General features: G+C 51.1%; 12 protein-coding genes. 2 read left to right on the top strand and 10 right to left on the bottom strand.

The annotated features are described in order from the left end of the window. Positions 1-42: 42 nt before the first annotated feature. Positions 43-1,473, bottom strand: a complete 1,431-nt coding sequence (locus C3D30_RS06870; RefSeq protein ID WP_000918533.1) for an APC family permease — start codon at positions 1,471-1,473, stop codon at positions 43-45. 207 nt (positions 1,474-1,680) lie between these two features. Further along, positions 1,681-2,829 (bottom strand): MFS transporter, encoded by a 1,149-nt coding sequence (locus tag C3D30_RS06865; protein ID WP_000109306.1) that lies wholly within the window; start codon positions 2,827-2,829, stop codon positions 1,681-1,683. A 314-nt stretch (positions 2,830-3,143) separates the two neighbouring features. On the opposite strand from C3D30_RS06865, the gene ycaC reads away from it, so the two are divergent. Continuing rightward, positions 3,144-3,770 (top strand): isochorismate family cysteine hydrolase YcaC, encoded by a 627-nt coding sequence (gene ycaC / locus C3D30_RS06860; RefSeq protein WP_000165876.1) that lies wholly within the window; start codon positions 3,144-3,146, stop codon positions 3,768-3,770. A 36-nt stretch (positions 3,771-3,806) separates the two neighbouring features. Here ycaC and C3D30_RS06855 read toward each other — a convergent pair whose 3' ends face one another. From C3D30_RS06855 to lrp, 8 genes are all read right to left on the bottom strand, one after another. Then, the gene (locus C3D30_RS06855; RefSeq protein WP_105286647.1) at positions 3,807-4,670 is read right to left on the bottom strand and encodes a dimethyl sulfoxide reductase anchor subunit family protein; all 864 of its coding nucleotides are present in this window, start codon (positions 4,668-4,670) and stop codon (positions 3,807-3,809) included. A 1-nt stretch (position 4,671) separates the two neighbouring features. Continuing rightward, positions 4,672-5,289, bottom strand: coding sequence for a dimethylsulfoxide reductase iron-sulfur subunit DmsB (gene dmsB / locus C3D30_RS06850; protein WP_000213098.1), 618 nt, complete (start codon positions 5,287-5,289; stop codon positions 4,672-4,674). A 10-nt stretch (positions 5,290-5,299) separates the two neighbouring features. Further along, entirely contained in the window at positions 5,300-7,744 is a 2,445-nt protein-coding gene (gene dmsA, locus C3D30_RS06845; protein WP_105286646.1) for a dimethylsulfoxide reductase subunit A, read from the bottom strand. A gap of 237 nt (positions 7,745-7,981) precedes the next feature. Continuing rightward, positions 7,982-9,274 carry a serine--tRNA ligase gene (gene serS, locus C3D30_RS06840; protein WP_000886683.1) on the bottom strand — a complete coding sequence of 431 codons (1,293 nt, stop codon included), beginning with the start codon at positions 9,272-9,274 and terminating at the stop codon, positions 7,982-7,984. A gap of 90 nt (positions 9,275-9,364) precedes the next feature. Then, the gene (gene rarA / locus C3D30_RS06835; RefSeq protein ID WP_105286645.1) at positions 9,365-10,708 is read right to left on the bottom strand and encodes a replication-associated recombination protein RarA; all 1,344 of its coding nucleotides are present in this window, start codon (positions 10,706-10,708) and stop codon (positions 9,365-9,367) included. 10 nt (positions 10,709-10,718) lie between these two features. Next, positions 10,719-11,330 (bottom strand): outer membrane lipoprotein periplasmic chaperone LolA, encoded by a 612-nt coding sequence (gene lolA, locus C3D30_RS06830; RefSeq protein WP_105285195.1) that lies wholly within the window; start codon positions 11,328-11,330, stop codon positions 10,719-10,721. Between the two features lie 158 nt (positions 11,331-11,488). Then, positions 11,489-15,547, bottom strand: a complete 4,059-nt coding sequence (gene ftsK / locus C3D30_RS06825; protein ID WP_105286644.1) for a DNA translocase FtsK — start codon at positions 15,545-15,547, stop codon at positions 11,489-11,491. A gap of 134 nt (positions 15,548-15,681) precedes the next feature. Next, entirely contained in the window at positions 15,682-16,176 is a 495-nt protein-coding gene (gene lrp / locus C3D30_RS06820; RefSeq protein ID WP_000228473.1) for a leucine-responsive transcriptional regulator Lrp, read from the bottom strand. 544 nt (positions 16,177-16,720) lie between these two features. Here lrp and trxB point away from each other — a divergent pair. Continuing rightward, on the top strand, positions 16,721-17,686 hold the full coding sequence (gene trxB / locus C3D30_RS06810; protein WP_000537426.1) for a thioredoxin-disulfide reductase: 966 nt from the start codon (positions 16,721-16,723) through the stop codon (positions 17,684-17,686). Positions 17,687-17,737: the final 51 nt, after the last annotated feature.

Here is a 17,737-nt window from a genome sequence, read left to right as displayed (position 1 = left end):
ATCTATTTAATATCATAGCCCCGGAGAACCGGGGCATGATGACTATTTTATATTCGCTTTACGTGCGAGCAGCGGGAATATCAGCCCCAGTCCAACGAGGACAAATGGCGTAGTAATGTTCAGTGCCAGTTGGAATGTCCACTCTGCAGTGAAGGCTTCCATTTTCGGGAAGATTCCTGTCAGGCAGGCAAACGCGGTAAAGGCAAAACACCAAATCCCAACGGTCATTGCCAGCGACTTATTACGAATAAAGACATACTCTGGTTTATATTTCTGCGCCAGGCGAACGACAGCAATAAACGCAACAAATACCCACAAATAACGCAGTGGCATCACTACCGAGTTAAGATTCAACAGCCATTTATAGAGATTGTTCATATCACCGATGCCGAGAGTCGGGAGCATAATCAGGATCGCCACCAGCACCAGAGTCAGAAAATAGCCATTCACGGGCGTACCGGAAGCGTTGGTACGACATAAACTGGCAGGAATATATTTGCTGTCGGCATCGCCTAATAACACTTTAAGCGGTGCATCAATCGAAAATACCAGTGCGGCAACTTGCCCCAGAGTGTTCGCAATGGCATAAATCACCATTAAGGTATTACCCATATTGTAATACTCCCCCAGCTTCTGGAAGGCGTAATACTGACCGTTAGTCATCAAATCATCGGGAATATTGCGCGAGTCAAACATCATCCCCATCGCCAGTGAGCCGAGAATCGCACATACTGCTACCATCCCCGCCAGACACAACATCCCTTTTGGAAATTCTTTTCCTGGGTTGCGTGTTTGGTTAACGTAAGGAGAAATCTTCTCAGCACCACCAACCGCAAAAACCAGCATTGAAATGGTGGTAATGTAGGTGAAATCGATATGTGGTATGAATGTTTCCCAGGTAATGTTAGTAGTCGCAATATGCACTTCAGTAATCGCAGGCGCGGTTACCGCCATCGCCACATAAAGGAGCGACATGACAAACATTGCAATCCCTGCCACAGAACCAACAATTTTCAGTGACTTCATGCCTCGGGAGGCAACCCACATAAAGAAGATAAACAGCACCAGCGTTAACCCCTGTAACGCTACGACCGAATATTCTTTGATTAACGAACCATCGCCTTTCATCGCCCAACCGAGCGCGATCAGTATTGCCTGTGGTTTTTGTGCCAAATAAGGAATATGCACCACCCAGTAGGTCCATGCTGCAAGGTAAGCCAGCCCTGGTCCCATGGTATGTTTAATCCAGGTACTAACGCCCCCTCTCCCGTCTTTAAAGGTCGAACCTAACTGGCCGACAATCAGGGCATAAGGTGTGAAATAGAGCGCAAAAATAAATACCCATGAAAAAACAACCACCAGTCCCTGGTTGGCATAGTTATTTACAACGTTGCCAAAGCCCCAAACGGTAATAAATGACATCAAAGCAATGTTGTACCATCGCAACTGTTTTTCCTGAACGTTCCCAGCCATAGATCGATCCTTCGCCAATATTTAATGGATATTTAGAAAACGAGGAATTATGCGCGGCAAACAAGACGTGCGGAAATAGCGGAATGCAAAATTATAACCTGCTGCACACTTTATTTTTTTACGAATAAAATTTGCTAAAAGATAGTTGTACAGAGGAAACAAAAAACAGAGTGCGAAACAGGCAGTTCACACTCTGCACTCATTCATTTACACGTGAGCAACGGGTTTTGGTGTATGACCGGCGTTACGAAGCAGCATGAGTAAATAAATAAACGACACACTGGCGATCATGATAAACAGCAGATTATCAGAGAAATTCTGCATTAACATGGCAGTAAAAGACGGGCCAAGCAGACTACCGACGGTATAGCTTAACAATAACGCCTGATTCATTGCCACCAGCTGATGATGTTCAACTTTCTCGCAAGCCCAGGCCATCGCCACCGGATAGAGCGTAAAACCGGCTGCACCGAGGATGAACAACGCAGGTGCCATTGCCGCCTGACTTAACATCGCAATGCTACCGAGAATGACGACAAATACCTGAACGCGTAGTACCAGCAGGCGACCAAATTTATCTGCCAGACGACCAATTGGCCATTGCCCAAGGATACCAGCACTAACCAGAACCGCCATCCAGAAGCCAATGCTGGCGTTGCTAATCCCTTTATGATTGAGGTACAGCGGCATCAGGCCATACAAAGAACCCAGAACGATTCCCGAGATAATACAGCCGTTCACGCCAAGCCGCGCCTGACGAAGTTTTAGCATTGACGTAATTGGCGTCGAAGCATGGTTCTCAGCCTGCTGATTCACGATACGAGTAAACAGCAGCGGCAAGATCCCTGCCAGGGTCAACCCTGTAGCCCACGGCAATACGCTCATCAACTCTGTTGAAACTTTACTGAGCAGTAACTGACCTAAAAACGTCCCCACGTAATAAACCATCATATAGGCGGCAAGTAACCGCCCACGGTTACGTGACGTACCGCTGCACATCAGCGCGCTTTCTACCACCACCCAAATCATGGCGCAACCAACGCCTGCGACGAAACGCCAGGCTAACCAGCTCCAGAAACCAATCATCAAGCCAAGCCCGGCACAACCCGCAGCAAAAATAAAGGAAGCAAGGTAATAGCTGCGATTAAACCCAAAGCGTTTAATGACATACCCTGTCAGTAAAGTACCGACCAGGTTGCCGGTAAAATAAGACGAACTGACGACGCCGACCTGCCATGTGGGCAAGTGTACCTGGGCGAGCCATAGCGGCACGAGTGTATTTAACACCGCGATCGCCAGAGTCAACAAAAGTAGGCCAGACAGCAAAAGCATGACAGGCCGGGTATACGTGGACATGAATGAAAACCGTGAGGAAGTTCAAATTTCATGCGCATCATGCCACCGCCAAAAACATTGTCAATGGGTGAAAATACGTACATAACGCAGCGGCTGTATTATCGATTTATATTACTCATTCATAACACTAATAACGAAAAGATAATCAGTCTCATCTAATTGTTTTTATTGATCTAACGTAACGTTCATATGTTTAGTTCAGTCGAAAAATTTCATGGTCACTGCAAACCTGAATTTCCCGTCTATGCTTTCAGGGCAACGCATCGCGTCTGAACGATTTCAGGCGTACCACTGACTCTCGAAAGGAGAAGAGAATGACCAAACCGTATGTTCGTCTCGATAAAAATGATGCTGCTGTTTTGTTAGTTGATCACCAGGCCGGTTTACTTTCCCTCGTGCGGGATATTGAACCTGACAAATTTAAAAATAACGTGCTGGCGCTGGGTGACTTAGCCAAATATTTCAATCTACCCACCATTCTTACTACCAGTTTTGAAACCGGTCCTAACGGCCCATTAGTCCCTGAACTGAAAGCACAGTTCCCGGATGCACCGTATATTGCCCGTCCGGGAAATATTAACGCCTGGGATAACGAAGATTTTGTTAAAGCGGTCAAGGCGACAGGTAAAAAGCAGTTGATTATTGCCGGAGTGGTCACCGAAGTTTGCGTAGCATTCCCGGCACTTTCGGCGATTGAAGAAGGTTTCGATGTCTTTGTGGTGACTGACGCGTCAGGAACCTTTAACGAAATTACCCGGCATTCGGCATGGGATCGTATGTCACAAGCAGGGGCACAATTGATGACGTGGTTTGGTGTCGCCTGCGAACTGCACCGTGACTGGCGCAACGATATCGAAGGTCTGGCGACGCTGTTCTCTAACCACATTCCTGATTATCGTAATTTGATGACCAGTTATGACACCTTAACGAAACAGAAATAAAAGAAAACCGGGGCCGAGACCCCGGTTATAAACATCTTAGCTGGCAACGGCCATCCCTACAGTCATATGCAACCCGTAGAACACGCCGCGCCCGATTAACTCACCAGTCAGAAGCAGGATGAATGACACGGAAAGCAGCGATACCGCAGGCTGAGAACCTTTTAACTGCGGTACAATCCACAAGCACAGTGCCACGGCGATAAGCACAATCCGCCAGGCCATCAGCGCACCGTAATCCGGCACTAACGCCGCTGCCTGCTGTACAGAAGAGTGAATCGTAGCGAGTTCAGCCCCCTGCATTACAGACATTACGCCGCTCACCACCAGCGCCAGCACTGAAATGGCCGGAAGTAAACGCATCACCCAACCATTAACCCCCGCCAGACGCAGTAACAAATATCCCAGCAGCGGGCCTCCCATAAACATAGTCAGGAAGAAGCCCATCGGTGTCCAGATGCTGTACCAGGTCGGTACGGTATCGATGCTGTTATAAACTCGCACCATCATCCAGACAAACACCACGCCGAGAATCATCGTCACCACCAGCCACAGCGTGCGTAATGCCGGTGACAGCTTTTTCAGCACTGCCAACAACCAGCCGATGCCACCTACGGCAAAAAAGATCGAACCACTGGCGATTTCGTTACTCAATGCCGAAGAGCCAACCCGGTTGAGTGAGTTAAAAGCGCGCATGGGTGAGCCAAGGTGAAGCATTGAGGCGATAAAGCCAATGCCCATCAGTACCCACAAGCCAAACATACAGGTAATCACCCGCTGTTGGGTATCGGCCCGAAGCTCGCCTTTCAACAAGGCGAATGCCAGAACGATAAAACCGCCCACGACGCACTGCCCGAAGACCGTGAAGATCATCAACGGCCATTCATGCCATCCACTTCCCATCTCACACCTCCTTCGGATTTGCCAGATAGCCAGTGGTATCCCCGGTTGGGCGGCTGTTGGCGTTAGGTTTGATCACAATATTCGGTTTGGTAAAGTGCGCTCGTGGCAATGGCGCAACGGCCGCCAGATCGCCGTGTTTTTTACGCAGCTCGTCGATGGGGCCGAAATCCAGCGCCCGCAGCGGGCAAGATTCGACGCAGATCGGCTTTTTACCTTCCGCAACGCGGTCATAGCAGCCGTCGCATTTGGTCATATGCCCTTTGGTTTCGTTATACTGCGGTGCACCGTACGGGCAAGCCATATGGCAGTAACGACAGCCGATGCACACATCTTCATCAACAACGACAAAACCATCTTCACGTTTATGCATCGCACCGCTCGGGCAGACTTTGGTACACGCCGGATCTTCGCAATGATTGCATGAAATCGAGAGATAGTAGGCAAACACGTTTTGATGCCAGACACCGTTATCCTCCTGCCAGTCGCCGCCAGCATATTCATAAATGCGGCGGAAGCTGACTTCTGGCGTCAAATCTTTGTAGTCTTTACAAGCCAGTTCGCAGGTTTTGCAACCGGTGCAACGGCTGGAATCAATAAAAAATCCATACTGGGTTGTCATCGGTTACTCCTTACACCTTTTCAACCTGAACAAGGTTTGTATGCGACGGATTCCCCTTGGCGAGAGGAGACGGACGTTGAGTGGTCAGTACGTTGATACAACCGCCCTTATCGACACGTTTTGCATCCGGGTCATACCAGGCGCCTTCGCCCAGTGCGACCACGCCCGGCATCATTCGTGGCGTCACTTTCGCCTCAATATGAACTTCACCGCGATCGTTAAAGATCCTGACCTTATCGCCGTTGCTGATACCACGTTTTTGCGCATCAAGCGGGTTGATCCACATTTCCTGGCGGCAAGCCGCTTTCAGCACGTCTACGTTGCCGTAGGTGGAGTGAACGCGAGATTTATAGTGGAAACCTGTAAGTTGCAGCGGATACTGTTTGTTCAGCGAATCCTGATAACTTTCAAAACCTGGCGTGTAGATCGGCAGTGGATCGATCACGTCGCCTTCCGGCAATTCCCAGGTAGCGGCAATGTCAGCCAGCGCCTGGGAATAGATCTCAATTTTGCCCGATGGCGTGGTCAGTGGATTAGCCTGCGGATCTTCACGGAAGGCTTTATAAGCAACGTGATGCCCTTGTGGGTCGCGCTTTTTAAAGATCCCCTGCTTGCGGAACTCTTCAAAGGTCGGCAACTCAGGGATCGCTTCCCGCGACTGCGCATACAGGTGACGCATCCACTCTTCCTGAGTACGACCTTCCGTAAACTGTTGCTCAACGCCAAGACGTTTTGCCAGTTCGCTGGTCATTTCATAGATGGTCTTACATTCAAAGCGCGGTTTAATCACCTGATCGTTGAAAATCACGTAAGACATATTCCCGCAGGATGCATCCAGCGCAAAGTCCATCTGTTCGGAAGCGGTGCAGTCCGGCAGCAGGATATCAGCGTATTTCGCGGATGATGTCATGTGGCAGTCGATAACCACAATCAGCTCACACTTCTTATCATCCTGAAGGATTTCATGGGTACGGTTAATTTCTGAATGCTGGTTAATCAGGCAGTTACCGGCATAGTTCCAGATCATCTTGATCGGCACATCCAGCTTATCTTTCCCGCGAACACCATCACGCAGCGCCGTCATTTCCGGGCCACGTTCAATGGCATCGGTCCACATAAACATGGAAATGCTGGTCTGGATCGGATTTTCGAGAGTCGGCATCCGCACAAACGGTAAGCTGTATGAACCTTCGCGCGCGCCGCTGTTACCACCGTTAATCCCGACGTTGCCGGTCAGAATTGCCAGCATTGAGATAGCACGAGTAGCGATTTCACCATTAGCGTGACGCTGCGGCCCCCACCCCTGGCTGATAAACGCCGGTTTGGTACTGCCGATTTCACGTGCCAGTTTGATGATTTTGTCTGCCGGAACGCCAGTGATTTGCGATGCCCATTCCGGCGTTTTGGCAACGCCGTCTGCCCCTTCACCCAGAATATAGGCTTTGTAGTGACCATTTTTCGGCGCACTGGCTGGCAGGGTTTTCTCGTCGTAGCCAACGCAATATTTATCGAGGAATTCCTGATCAACCAGATTTTCGGTGATCATGACGTACGCCAGACCGTTAACCAGTGCGGCATCTGTCCCCGGACGAATCGGGATCCACTCATCTTCACGCCCGGCACCGGTGTCGGTATAGCGCGGATCGATGATGATCATGCGAGCATTTGATTTCTGACGAGCCTGTTCAAGGTAATAAGTTACCCCGCCACCGCTCATTCGCGTTTCGCCCGGGTTATTACCAAACAGCACCACCAGCTTACTGTTTTCGATATCTGACGGGCTGTTGCCATCCGCCCAGCCACCATAGGTATAGTTCAGCCCTTCTGCAATTTGCGCGGAGGAATAATCACCATAATGGTTCAGATAACCGCCGCAGCAGTTCATCAGGCGCGCGACCAGGGTATTTCCCGGTGGCCAGGAACGGGTCATTGTGCCGCCCAGCGTACCGGTGCCATAGTTCAGATAGATGGATTCGTTACCGTACTCTTTAATCAGTCGCTGCATATTAGTAGCGATAATGTCGTAGGCTTCTTCCCAGCTAATACGCTCGAATTTGCCTTCACCGCGCGCCCCGACGCGTTTCATCGGATATTTCAGGCGATCTGGGTTATAAACGCGACGACGCATCGAACGCCCACGCAGACAGGCGCGTACCTGATGCAGGCCGTCGTAATTGTCATCACCGGTATTATCCGTTTCGACGTATTTGATTTCACCGTCCACGACATGCATTCGCAGTGGGCAGCGGCTACCGCAGTTAACTGTACATGCGCTCCAGATAACCTTCTCGTCAGAATTTGCCGCAATGGCGTTATCGACAGCGTGCGCTATTCGACTAAAAGGTAATGTTAATGCACTGCTGGCCATCGCCAGGCCACCGATCGCTGTCGTTTTAACCAAACCACGGCGACTCACCTCAGCAGCCAATACCGCATCAGGGATTTTCGTTTTCATAATGGCTCACTCAAGCTTGCTCACGATTAATTCCAGTAACAAACCGTATTGTGTAATTATTTTTATAGCTGGCGCTATATAGGTTTGTATACATCGAATGATTTGAAAATCAACGGGATAGGTAGATTTTCACTCGTAAGTAGTATTGCGCTTAAGTAACGAGTAATTATTGTTTGGTATCAAAGGGAGACAAAAAAAGCGCCCGCAGGCGCTTTTTAGATTCAGAAAAATTGGGTATTAGCCAATATATTCCAGTCCGTTCATGTATGGACGCAGAACTTCTGGTACTTCAATACGACCATCGGCCTGCTGGTAGTTTTCCATTACCGCAACTAGTGTACGGCCAACAGCCAGACCGGAGCCGTTCAGGGTATGCACCAGACGGGTTTTCTTGTCAGACTTGCTGCGGCAGCGTGCCTGCATACGACGCGCCTGGAAGTCCCAGACATTAGAGCAGGAAGAAATTTCGCGGTAGGTGTTCTGCGCCGGGATCCATACTTCCAGGTCGTACGTTTTGCAAGCGCCAAAGCCCATGTCGCCAGTGCAAAGGATGATTTTACGGTACGGCAGACCCAACAGTTGCAGGACTTTTTCTGCATGACCGGTCATCTCTTCCAGCGCCGCCATAGAGTCTTCCGGGCGCACGATCTGAACCATTTCAACTTTGTCGAACTGGTGCATACGGATCAGACCACGGGTATCACGACCATAAGAACCGGCTTCAGAACGGAAGCATGGAGTATGGGCGGTCATCTTAATCGGCAGGTCATCTTCATCAATGATTTCACCGCGCACCAGGTTGGTCAGCGGAACTTCTGCCGTTGGGATCAGCGCGTAGTTACTGGTGTCTGCTTCTTCTTCCAGCGGACGGGTATGGAACAGGTCGCCAGCAAATTTCGGCAACTGACCTGTACCGTAAAGCGTATCCTGGTTAACCAGATACGGGACATAGTTTTCACTATAGCCATGCTGCTCGGTATGCAGATCCAGCATAAACTGCGACAATGCGCGGTGCATACGTGCGATCTGCCCTTTCATCACCACAAAGCGCGAACCGGTCAGCTTAACCGCTGCTGCAAAGTCGAGGCCAGAGTGCATTTCACCCAGCGTCACGTGGTCACGAACTTCAAAGTCGAACTCACGCGGGGTGCCCCAGCGGCTGACTTCAACGTTGTCATTTTCGTCTTTACCCACCGGCACTTCATCTGCAGGCAGGTTAGGGATTGTCAGCGCGATATCGCGAATTTCAGCCTGTAAAGCATCCAGCTCGGCTTTTGCTGCATCCAGCTCTTCGCCCAGTTTGTTCACTTCCAGACGTAAAGGCTCGATATCTTCCCCGCGCGCTTTCGCCTGGCCAATGGATTTCGATCGGGAGTTACGCTCCGCTTGCAGGTTTTCCGTTTTTACCTGCAATACTTTACGACGCTCTTCAAGAGCGCCCAGCTTATCTACATCCAGCTTAAAGCCCCGGCGTGCCAGTTTTTCAGCGACTGCGTCTGGCTCATTACGCAGCAGATTGGGATCGAGCATGCTTATCCTGTGCTTATCGAATTAAATGGGAGATGTGGCCACAGCCTGCGACCACAGGGATACAGTAACAACATTACCGCAACGATAACATTAACGGTAGCGTTTTATGGGGCTATTTTGATCCTGTTCAGCCAGCCAGGCGAGCTTTTCGCCAATCTTGCCTTCCAGCCCCCTGTTTGTCGGGAAATAATAGCGTGTTTGTGCTATTTCCGGCGGGAAGTAAACCTCACCGGCAGCATAAGCGTTTGCTTCATCATGAGCGTAACGATATTCCTGCCCGTAGCCCATTTCCTTCATTAATTTTGTCGGCGCATTACGCAAATGAACCGGCACGTCATAATCCGGACGTTCGCGAGCATCGGCCAGCGCGGCTTTAAACGCGGTATACACAGCGTTACTTTTTGGTGCACAGGCCAGGTAAACAATCGCCTGGGCAATGGCGCGTTCGCCTTCTGCCGGACCAACGCGGGTAAAGCAATCCCAGGCAGCAATCGCTACCTGCATCGCACGTGGATCAGCATTACCGACATCTTCAGACGCTATCGCCAGGCAGCGACGCGCGACATATAACGGATCACCACCAGCAGTAATAATGCGCGCATACCAGTACAGCGCCGCATCGGGTGCACTACCACGCACAGATTTATGCAGCGCGGAAATCAGATCGTAAAAGCGATCGCCTTTGTTATCAAAGCGGGCGCTACGCTCACCGGCGATTTCCGTCAGCAATTCGGGCTTCAAAACGCGTTTGCCGCAGCCATCGACTTCGGCCATATCCGCCATCATTTCCAGCGTATTCAACGCCCGACGCGCGTCACCATTCACCAGTTCAGCAATCGCACGGCGTGTTTCATCTGGCAGAACAATATCCTGCCCGCCATAGCCGCGCGTTTTGTCTTCCATTGCCTGAGTAAGTACTCGCTCAATATCCTCGGTCGTCAAGGATTTCAGCAGATAAACGCGGGCACGGGAAAGCAGCGCCGAATTAAGCTCAAACGAGGGGTTTTCAGTCGTCGCGCCAATGAAAGTGATGGTGCCATCTTCAATATGCGGTAGAAAAGCATCCTGCTGGCTCTTGTTGAAGCGGTGCACTTCGTCGACAAACAGAATGGTGCGGCGTCCGGCGTTGCGGTTCTGCCGCGCCCGCTCGATCGCCTCACGAATCTCTTTCACACCAGAGGTAACGGCAGAAATACGTTCCACATCAGCGTTTGCGTAGCGGGCGATCACTTCGGCAAGGGTCGTTTTACCCGTACCTGGCGGCCCCCAGAGGATCATAGAATGCAGGTGCCCGGCTTCGATAGCGCGCGGCAACGGCTTCCCCGCAGCCAGCAAATGTTGCTGACCGATATACTGTGCTAAATTTTCTGGCCGCATACGCGCGGCCAGAGGTTGAAAAGTATTATCCGAAAAATCGAGCGACAGATTGCTCACTCAGGTGCCTCTACTTACGTTGGTCATCTACCGTTACGCCTTGCGGCGGGGTGAAGGTAAATTTCGCTGCATCCACAACGCCATTTTGCTGGGACTTTAACTGATAACTGCTGCGCTGATCGTCCTGCTCCACCGCGCTAAACTGATGGATTGTGCCATCACGCCCCACGTTAATGGTGAACTGCTTCAGGTTGCCATTGCTGGCTTTTGGCGTCAGGACAAAGTCATCACCATTCTGTTTGATATTGTACTGCTGCCAGTCGCTGGACTGGTTGCGGGCAATCAGCATAAACGGCGTATTACCGGTAGCATCTTTCAGCCAGGTTGCCGTAGCCTGCTCAACGAACGGGTTATAGAACCACAGTGTTTTACCGTCAGAAACCAGGATACTTTCATCAGGTTGAGTCATATGCCAGTTGAACAAGTTAGGACGTTTCACCCACAGATCGCCCTGACCTTCCTGTACTGCAGCGCCGCTACCGTCAGTCACTTTTTGCGTGAAGCTGGCATGGAAGCTGCTGACTTTATCCAGGCGACTTTTCAGATCGCTTGCGGCATCAGCCCAAACGCTGCTCGCCACAAAGCTTGAGAGTAATACACAGGTGATGGCAATTTTTTTCATCATGGTTCCTCAAATTACGTCACTCCCAAACGGGAGTTCCCTCTACTCTCTATTCCAGGCTAATAATCAGCTTGAGGAAAGAAGAAAATACTGAATTTTCAGTTGATAGTGTGCCGGATGCGACGCTATCGCGTCTTATCCGGCCTACAATGCCCTAATCAGTCAAACGGCGGTGGAGCCAGCACTTCACGATTACCGTTGTGACCCTGTTCGCTGACGATCCCCTGCGCTTCCATCTGTTCGATAATACGCGCCGCACGGTTATAACCAATGCGGAACTGACGCTGTACGCCTGAAATTGACGCTTTGCGTTTTTCAGTGACAAACTGCACCGCCTGATCGAACAACGGATCCAGCTCTTCTGCGCCATCGAAACCACCGGCTCCACCTTCACTTTCACTGTCGGAAGTGATGCCATCGACATACTGCGGACGACCACGCGCTTTCCAGTCCTGCACCACGGCATGAACTTCCTGATCGCGAACAAAGGCACCATGAACACGTACCGGCATGGTGGAGTTCGGCCCGGAGTAGAGCATATCGCCCATTCCCAGTAACGATTCGGCACCAGCCTGATCAAGAATGGTACGCGAGTCAATCTTACTGGATACCGTAAAGGCGATACGAGTTGGAATATTCGCTTTAATCAGACCTGTAATAACATCAACTGATGGACGTTGCGTTGCCAGTACGAGGTGGATTCCTGCGGCACGGGCTTTTTGCGCCAGACGTGCAATCAGCTCTTCCACTTTTTTACCCACCGTCATCATCAGGTCGGCAAATTCGTCCACCAGAACAACAATATAAGGCTCTTTTTTCAGCACCGGATGCTGAGCATCCATACTGTCGCCCGGTTTCCAGTACGGGTCTGGTATTGGGCGCATCATACGGTCAGCTTCAGCAATTTTTTCGTTATAACCCGCCAGGTTACGTACACCCAAAGCCGACATCAGTTTATATCGACGCTCCATTTCGTTGACGCACCAGCGTAAAGCGTTGGCAGCATCTTTCATGTCGGTCACGACTTCCGTTAACAGGTGCGGGATACCTTCATAAACTGAAAGCTCGAGCATTTTCGGATCGATCATAATGAAACGCACATCTTCCGGCTGCGCTTTATAGAGCATACTCAGAATCATAGCGTTCACACCGACAGACTTACCGGAACCGGTAGTCCCCGCAACCAACAAGTGCGGCATTTTTGCCAGATCGGCAACGACCGGATCACCAGCGATATCTTTACCCAGCACTATCGTTAATGGCGATGGGTTATCGCGGAACTTAGCGTTGTCCAGCACTTCGCGCAGGTAAACGGTTTGGCGTTTTTTGTTAGGTAACTCCAGACCTACGTAAGGTTTACCCGGAATAACTTCAACGACACGAACCGCCACAGTTGATAGCGAACGGGCCAGGTCACGTGACAAGTTAGAAATACGCGCAGCTTTTACGCCCGGTGCCAGGTTCAGCTCAAAGCGAGTGATAACTGGCCCCGGAGAATAGTTGACGACATCGGCTTTAATGCGGAAGTCAGCCAGGCGCGCCTCTACCAGACGCGCCATTTGTTCAAGCGCAAAGGTATCTACGGGTTCCACTTCGCTCGGCGGCGGCGTCAGCAAATCCAGAGAAGGCAACGGCGTCGTCGGTTTGTGTAGCGGACGACTGTCGCCATTGCGCATTAACAGCGGATGAAGCAGGGTATCCTGCGGCTGTGGTGCTGTCGGTTGATGCGGCTGCTGATAGTGATGCTGCGGTGCTACCGGTTGTTGCGGCTGCTGATACTGCGGCTGTGGCGCTACCGGTTGCTGCGGCTGCTGATAGTGCTGCTGCGGTGCTACCGGTTGCTGCGGCTGTTGATACTGCGGCTGCGGCGCTACCGATTGCTGCGGCTGTTGATACTGCGGCTGCGGTGCTACCGGCTGCTGAATAGGTTCAACAATTGGCGTAAACAGCGGCTCGTGTGGACCATCATCCACTAACGCTTTCATCGGTGAAAATTCGAAATCATCCAGCGAGAACGGATTCGCCCCAGTCGGTTGTTCACCGGAATAACGCTGCTGCTGAGTCTGGGCAAACTGACGAGCCAGCTCAGCCTCTGCCGCAGCATCTGCATCTTCCGCGTTCACTGGCACATCATGTTGATATTGCTCGCCATAGCGTTGCTGCTGCGTCTGGGCAAACTGACGAGCCAGTTCATCCTGCTGCATCGCATCGATTTCATCATCGTTATACTGCCCGCCAGAATCGTACTGGTTGCGCTGGGCTTCACGGGCTTTTTCTTCCGCCGCTCTCCGCGATGGCAGCTTAATGCCATATGACGCCAGTTCACGACGTGTTGGTACGCGGATACGCTTCGGTCGAGGTAACTGCGGGCCAATGCCCTCTTTCACTTGCGGACGCGGCGCACCGCTATTTGCCAGGCTGAAAACAGGCGCAGCAACCGTCGCTGCGGCTCCCGTCGCCAGGGTCGCTTTTTTCACGCCCGATGCCAGCGGTGAAACAGCGGCAGCGGCTTCTACTGGAGGTACTGCTGCAACAGAAGGTGCTTTCAGCGAAGATTTGATCGGTTCTGGTTCCTTAACCGGTTCAGGAATTGGTTGATACCAGGCCGCAAGTTGTTCACGTTCACGGGCACGCTTCTCTTCCACTTCTTCAAAATAGTAAAGCGGCGGACGCGCAGGCTTTGTCTCTTCTACAACAGGCTCCGGTGTCGCGACAGGCTGCTGTTCAACAGGTTGCGGCTGTTGGTACAACGGCTCCTGAACGGCTGGCTGCGGGTAAGTTTGCTCCGCCTGGTATGTAGGCTGTGGAGCAAAAGTGGATTGCGTCTCTTCGGCTTGCCAGGCATTACCTGCCACCGGCTGTTCCGGTGCAGATGTATAATACGGCTGTTGAACCGGTTGTTCCGCTGCAGGCGCGTAATATGGTTGCTGAACCGGCTGTTCAGGCGCAGGGGTGTCGTAAGGTTGTTGCACAGGTTGTTCCGCTGCAGGCGTATAGTATGACTGCTGTGGCGGTACAGGCTGTTGCAGCGGCTCATTATATTGCACCGCAGGCTGCGCATATTGTGGCTGCTGTGGGTAACCTTCTGCTGCAGGAGCAATAACCGGCTCGCCCGTTTGCGGCCCCGGTACAGGCTGCCAGGATACAGTAGGTTGCGCAGGTGGAACATCAACAGAGGCAACAGGCGGCGTCTGAGTAACAGGTTCAACCGGCGCGGCCCAGCTTTGCGTCGCCGTGGTTGCAGCCGCTGCGGCAGCTACAGGCTCGGTAATCGGCGCACCATTTAATAAAGGATCGTATTCGTCATATTCAGGCTGCGTTGCACGATTGCCCGAAAACAGGACGTCATCAGGATCGGCCGCTACTCCGCGCGCAGTGTAGGTAACATCTTCTTCATCATCCATCCGCTTGCCGGAGAACAACGCAGCGTCCGTTTGCCGCCCCATCGGATTAATGAATTTTTCCGCCAGGCGTTTACGACGCGCTAACGCGCCACGAAGAATACGAGCACGGCGCGATTCATGCTGTTTACCGTGGTTTTCATCTTCGTACTCTTCGTCATCGTCATACTCATCTTCATCAACCCAAGTATCATCGCGACGGGTACGATTACTGGCGAAGGTGAGAATGTTTAAAATCCAGCCGCCCAGTTTTTCGGCAATAGTCACCCAGGACCAGCCGGTAAACAGCGTCAGGCCCGCTGCCCAGACGCAAAGCAGCGCAATTGTTCCCCCACTGCTGTGTAGCAGAGGCTGTAACGTGGTGCTTAATAAGCTACCGATTACGCCACCGGAGGCAAAATACCAGATATCGTCGGCGTTAATGGCTGCCAGACCACAGGAGGTAAGGATGAGCGCCAGCACGCCAATAATACGTAGCGAAACGGCAAAATAATCAATGTATTCGTCGCTGGACTGATGACGCCACGCAAACCAACAGCCACCGACAATGATGACGGGGATGGTGTAAGCCATCACGCCAAAAATGAAGAACAGGGTATCGGCCAGCCACGCACCAGGTGCCCCGCCTAAATTATGGATAGGCTCATGCCAGGCCGTTTGCGACCAGCTAGGATCCGAAGGGTTAAAACTCAATAAAGCTGCCATCAACCAGACGGCAAACAGGACAATAAGAATCAGCAACGCCTCCAGAAGTCGGCGCCCGCTGCTTAACTTTGTCAATGTGACTTCTTTGTCTTCAGTGTATTCCTGGCTCAAGAAAGGCTCTCCAGGTTACAGGCTTTTCCTGCCCGATGCTAAAACGGACAACAGTACCAGGTTACCCCAGTACTGTTGCTGTATGGATTAACAGGAGTGTAATCAAAATACGCCGATTTTGCACCTGTTCCGTGTTAGCGCGTCTTAATAACCAGACGATTACTCTGCTTGACTTCTTCCATAACAACGTATGTCCGTGTGTCATTGACGCCAGGCAGACGCAGCAGAGTTTCCCCCAGCAGCTTTCGGTAAGCTGACATATCCGGCACGCGTGTTTTCAACAGGTAGTCGAAATCACCAGATACTAAATGACACTCCTGAATTTCTTCAAGTTTTTGTACAGCGGTATTGAATTGTTCAAACACATCCGGAGCACCACGATTCAGAGTAATCTCAACGAATACCAGAAGTGATGCATCCAGATAATGCGGGTTCAGCAGTGCCGTATAGCCCTGGATAAACCCTTGTCTTTCCAGCCGACGCACGCGCTCAAGGCACGGCGTTGGGGAAAGTCCCACACGTTTAGAAAGCTCGACGTTAGAAATACGCCCATCCTTTTGCAACTCATTAAGAATGTTACGATCGATACGGTCGAGATCTTTGCCAGGGCGCTTCTTGCTATCTACCATTATTATTGTCTCTCTGTATTCCTTCCCTACTCCTGTCTGACCCTGAAAACATCACTGTTCAGAGTCGCTACCCGTCACGATAGACCGAAATCATTAAGATTCACGGCGCGCAATGCCTGGGTCTACGGTGAGAAGACCGTTGCCTGGAGGCCGCTATCGACATCACGAATGGCGTCTGTCCACGCCATGCGTAGATTTCACTAGCACGGTAAACATGGTATTTACATGCATGATTATGCGCATATAAGAATACTGTTTTTTTCTTCCTCGAATGTTTTCGCAAAACGCCAGGTGATTGTCAAAGCAAAACATCGTTTTTTAGTACAACATGCCAGTTATTCATTAACAGTCGCGTTTAATCATCATTTAATCGGCTTATAAACCGAAAAAATTAAGTAGCAGGCGTGATAATGACAGAAGAATTTGACACGCTTATCGCTTCTGACGATTGCACAAATCGTTAACAAAATCGTCATACTCTTTTTTTACGTCTGTAAATTCCCTACAATCCTGCCCATTGTCTGCCAACAACTATGGGGATCTCATGGGCACGACCAAACACAGTAAACTGCTTATCCTGGGTTCAGGCCCGGCGGGCTATACCGCTGCTGTCTACGCGGCGCGCGCCAACCTGCAACCCGTGCTGATTACCGGCATGGAAAAAGGCGGCCAACTGACCACCACCACGGAAGTGGAAAACTGGCCAGGCGATCCAAACGATCTGACCGGTCCGTTATTAATGGAACGCATGCATGAACATGCCACCAAATTTGAAACTGAAATCATCTTTGATCACATCAACAAAGTGGATTTGCAGAATCGTCCGTTCCGTCTGTCTGGCGACAGCGGCGAGTACACCTGCGATGCGCTGATTATTGCTACCGGAGCTTCTGCACGCTATCTCGGCCTGCCCTCAGAAGAAGCCTTTAAAGGGCGTGGGGTTTCTGCCTGTGCGACCTGCGATGGATTCTTCTATCGCAATCAGAAGGTTGCGGTTATCGGCGGCGGTAATACCGCTGTTGAAGAGGCGCTGTATCTGTCTAACATTGCTTCTGAAGTACACCTGATTCACCGCCGCGATACTTTCCGCGCAGAAAAAATTCTGATTAAGCGTCTGATGGATAAAGTGGAGAACGGCAACATCATTCTGCACACCAACCGTACGCTGGAAGAAGTGACCGGCGATCAGATGGGCGTCACTGGCGTTCGTCTTCGCGATACGCAAAACAGCGATAACATCGAGTCACTCGACGTTGCCGGTCTGTTTGTTGCTATCGGCCACAGCCCGAATACCGCCATTTTCGAAGGGCAACTGGAACTGGAAAACGGCTACATCAAAGTACAATCGGGTATTCATGGTAATGCCACCCAGACCAGCATTCCGGGCGTCTTTGCGGCAGGTGACGTGATGGATCATATTTATCGCCAGGCCATTACTTCCGCCGGTACAGGCTGCATGGCGGCACTTGATGCTGAACGCTACCTCGACGGTTTAGCTGACGCAAAATAATTTTACAAATCAGTAACAAAAGTAAAGAAGGCGACACCATGCGACTATGGG

The organism is Escherichia sp. MOD1-EC5433 (assembly GCF_002966005.1).
GTDB lineage: Bacteria > Pseudomonadota > Gammaproteobacteria > Enterobacterales > Enterobacteriaceae > Escherichia > Escherichia ruysiae.
Note: the sequence above shows the minus strand (reverse complement) of the source record. Positions and strands in the feature narration are given on the sequence as shown.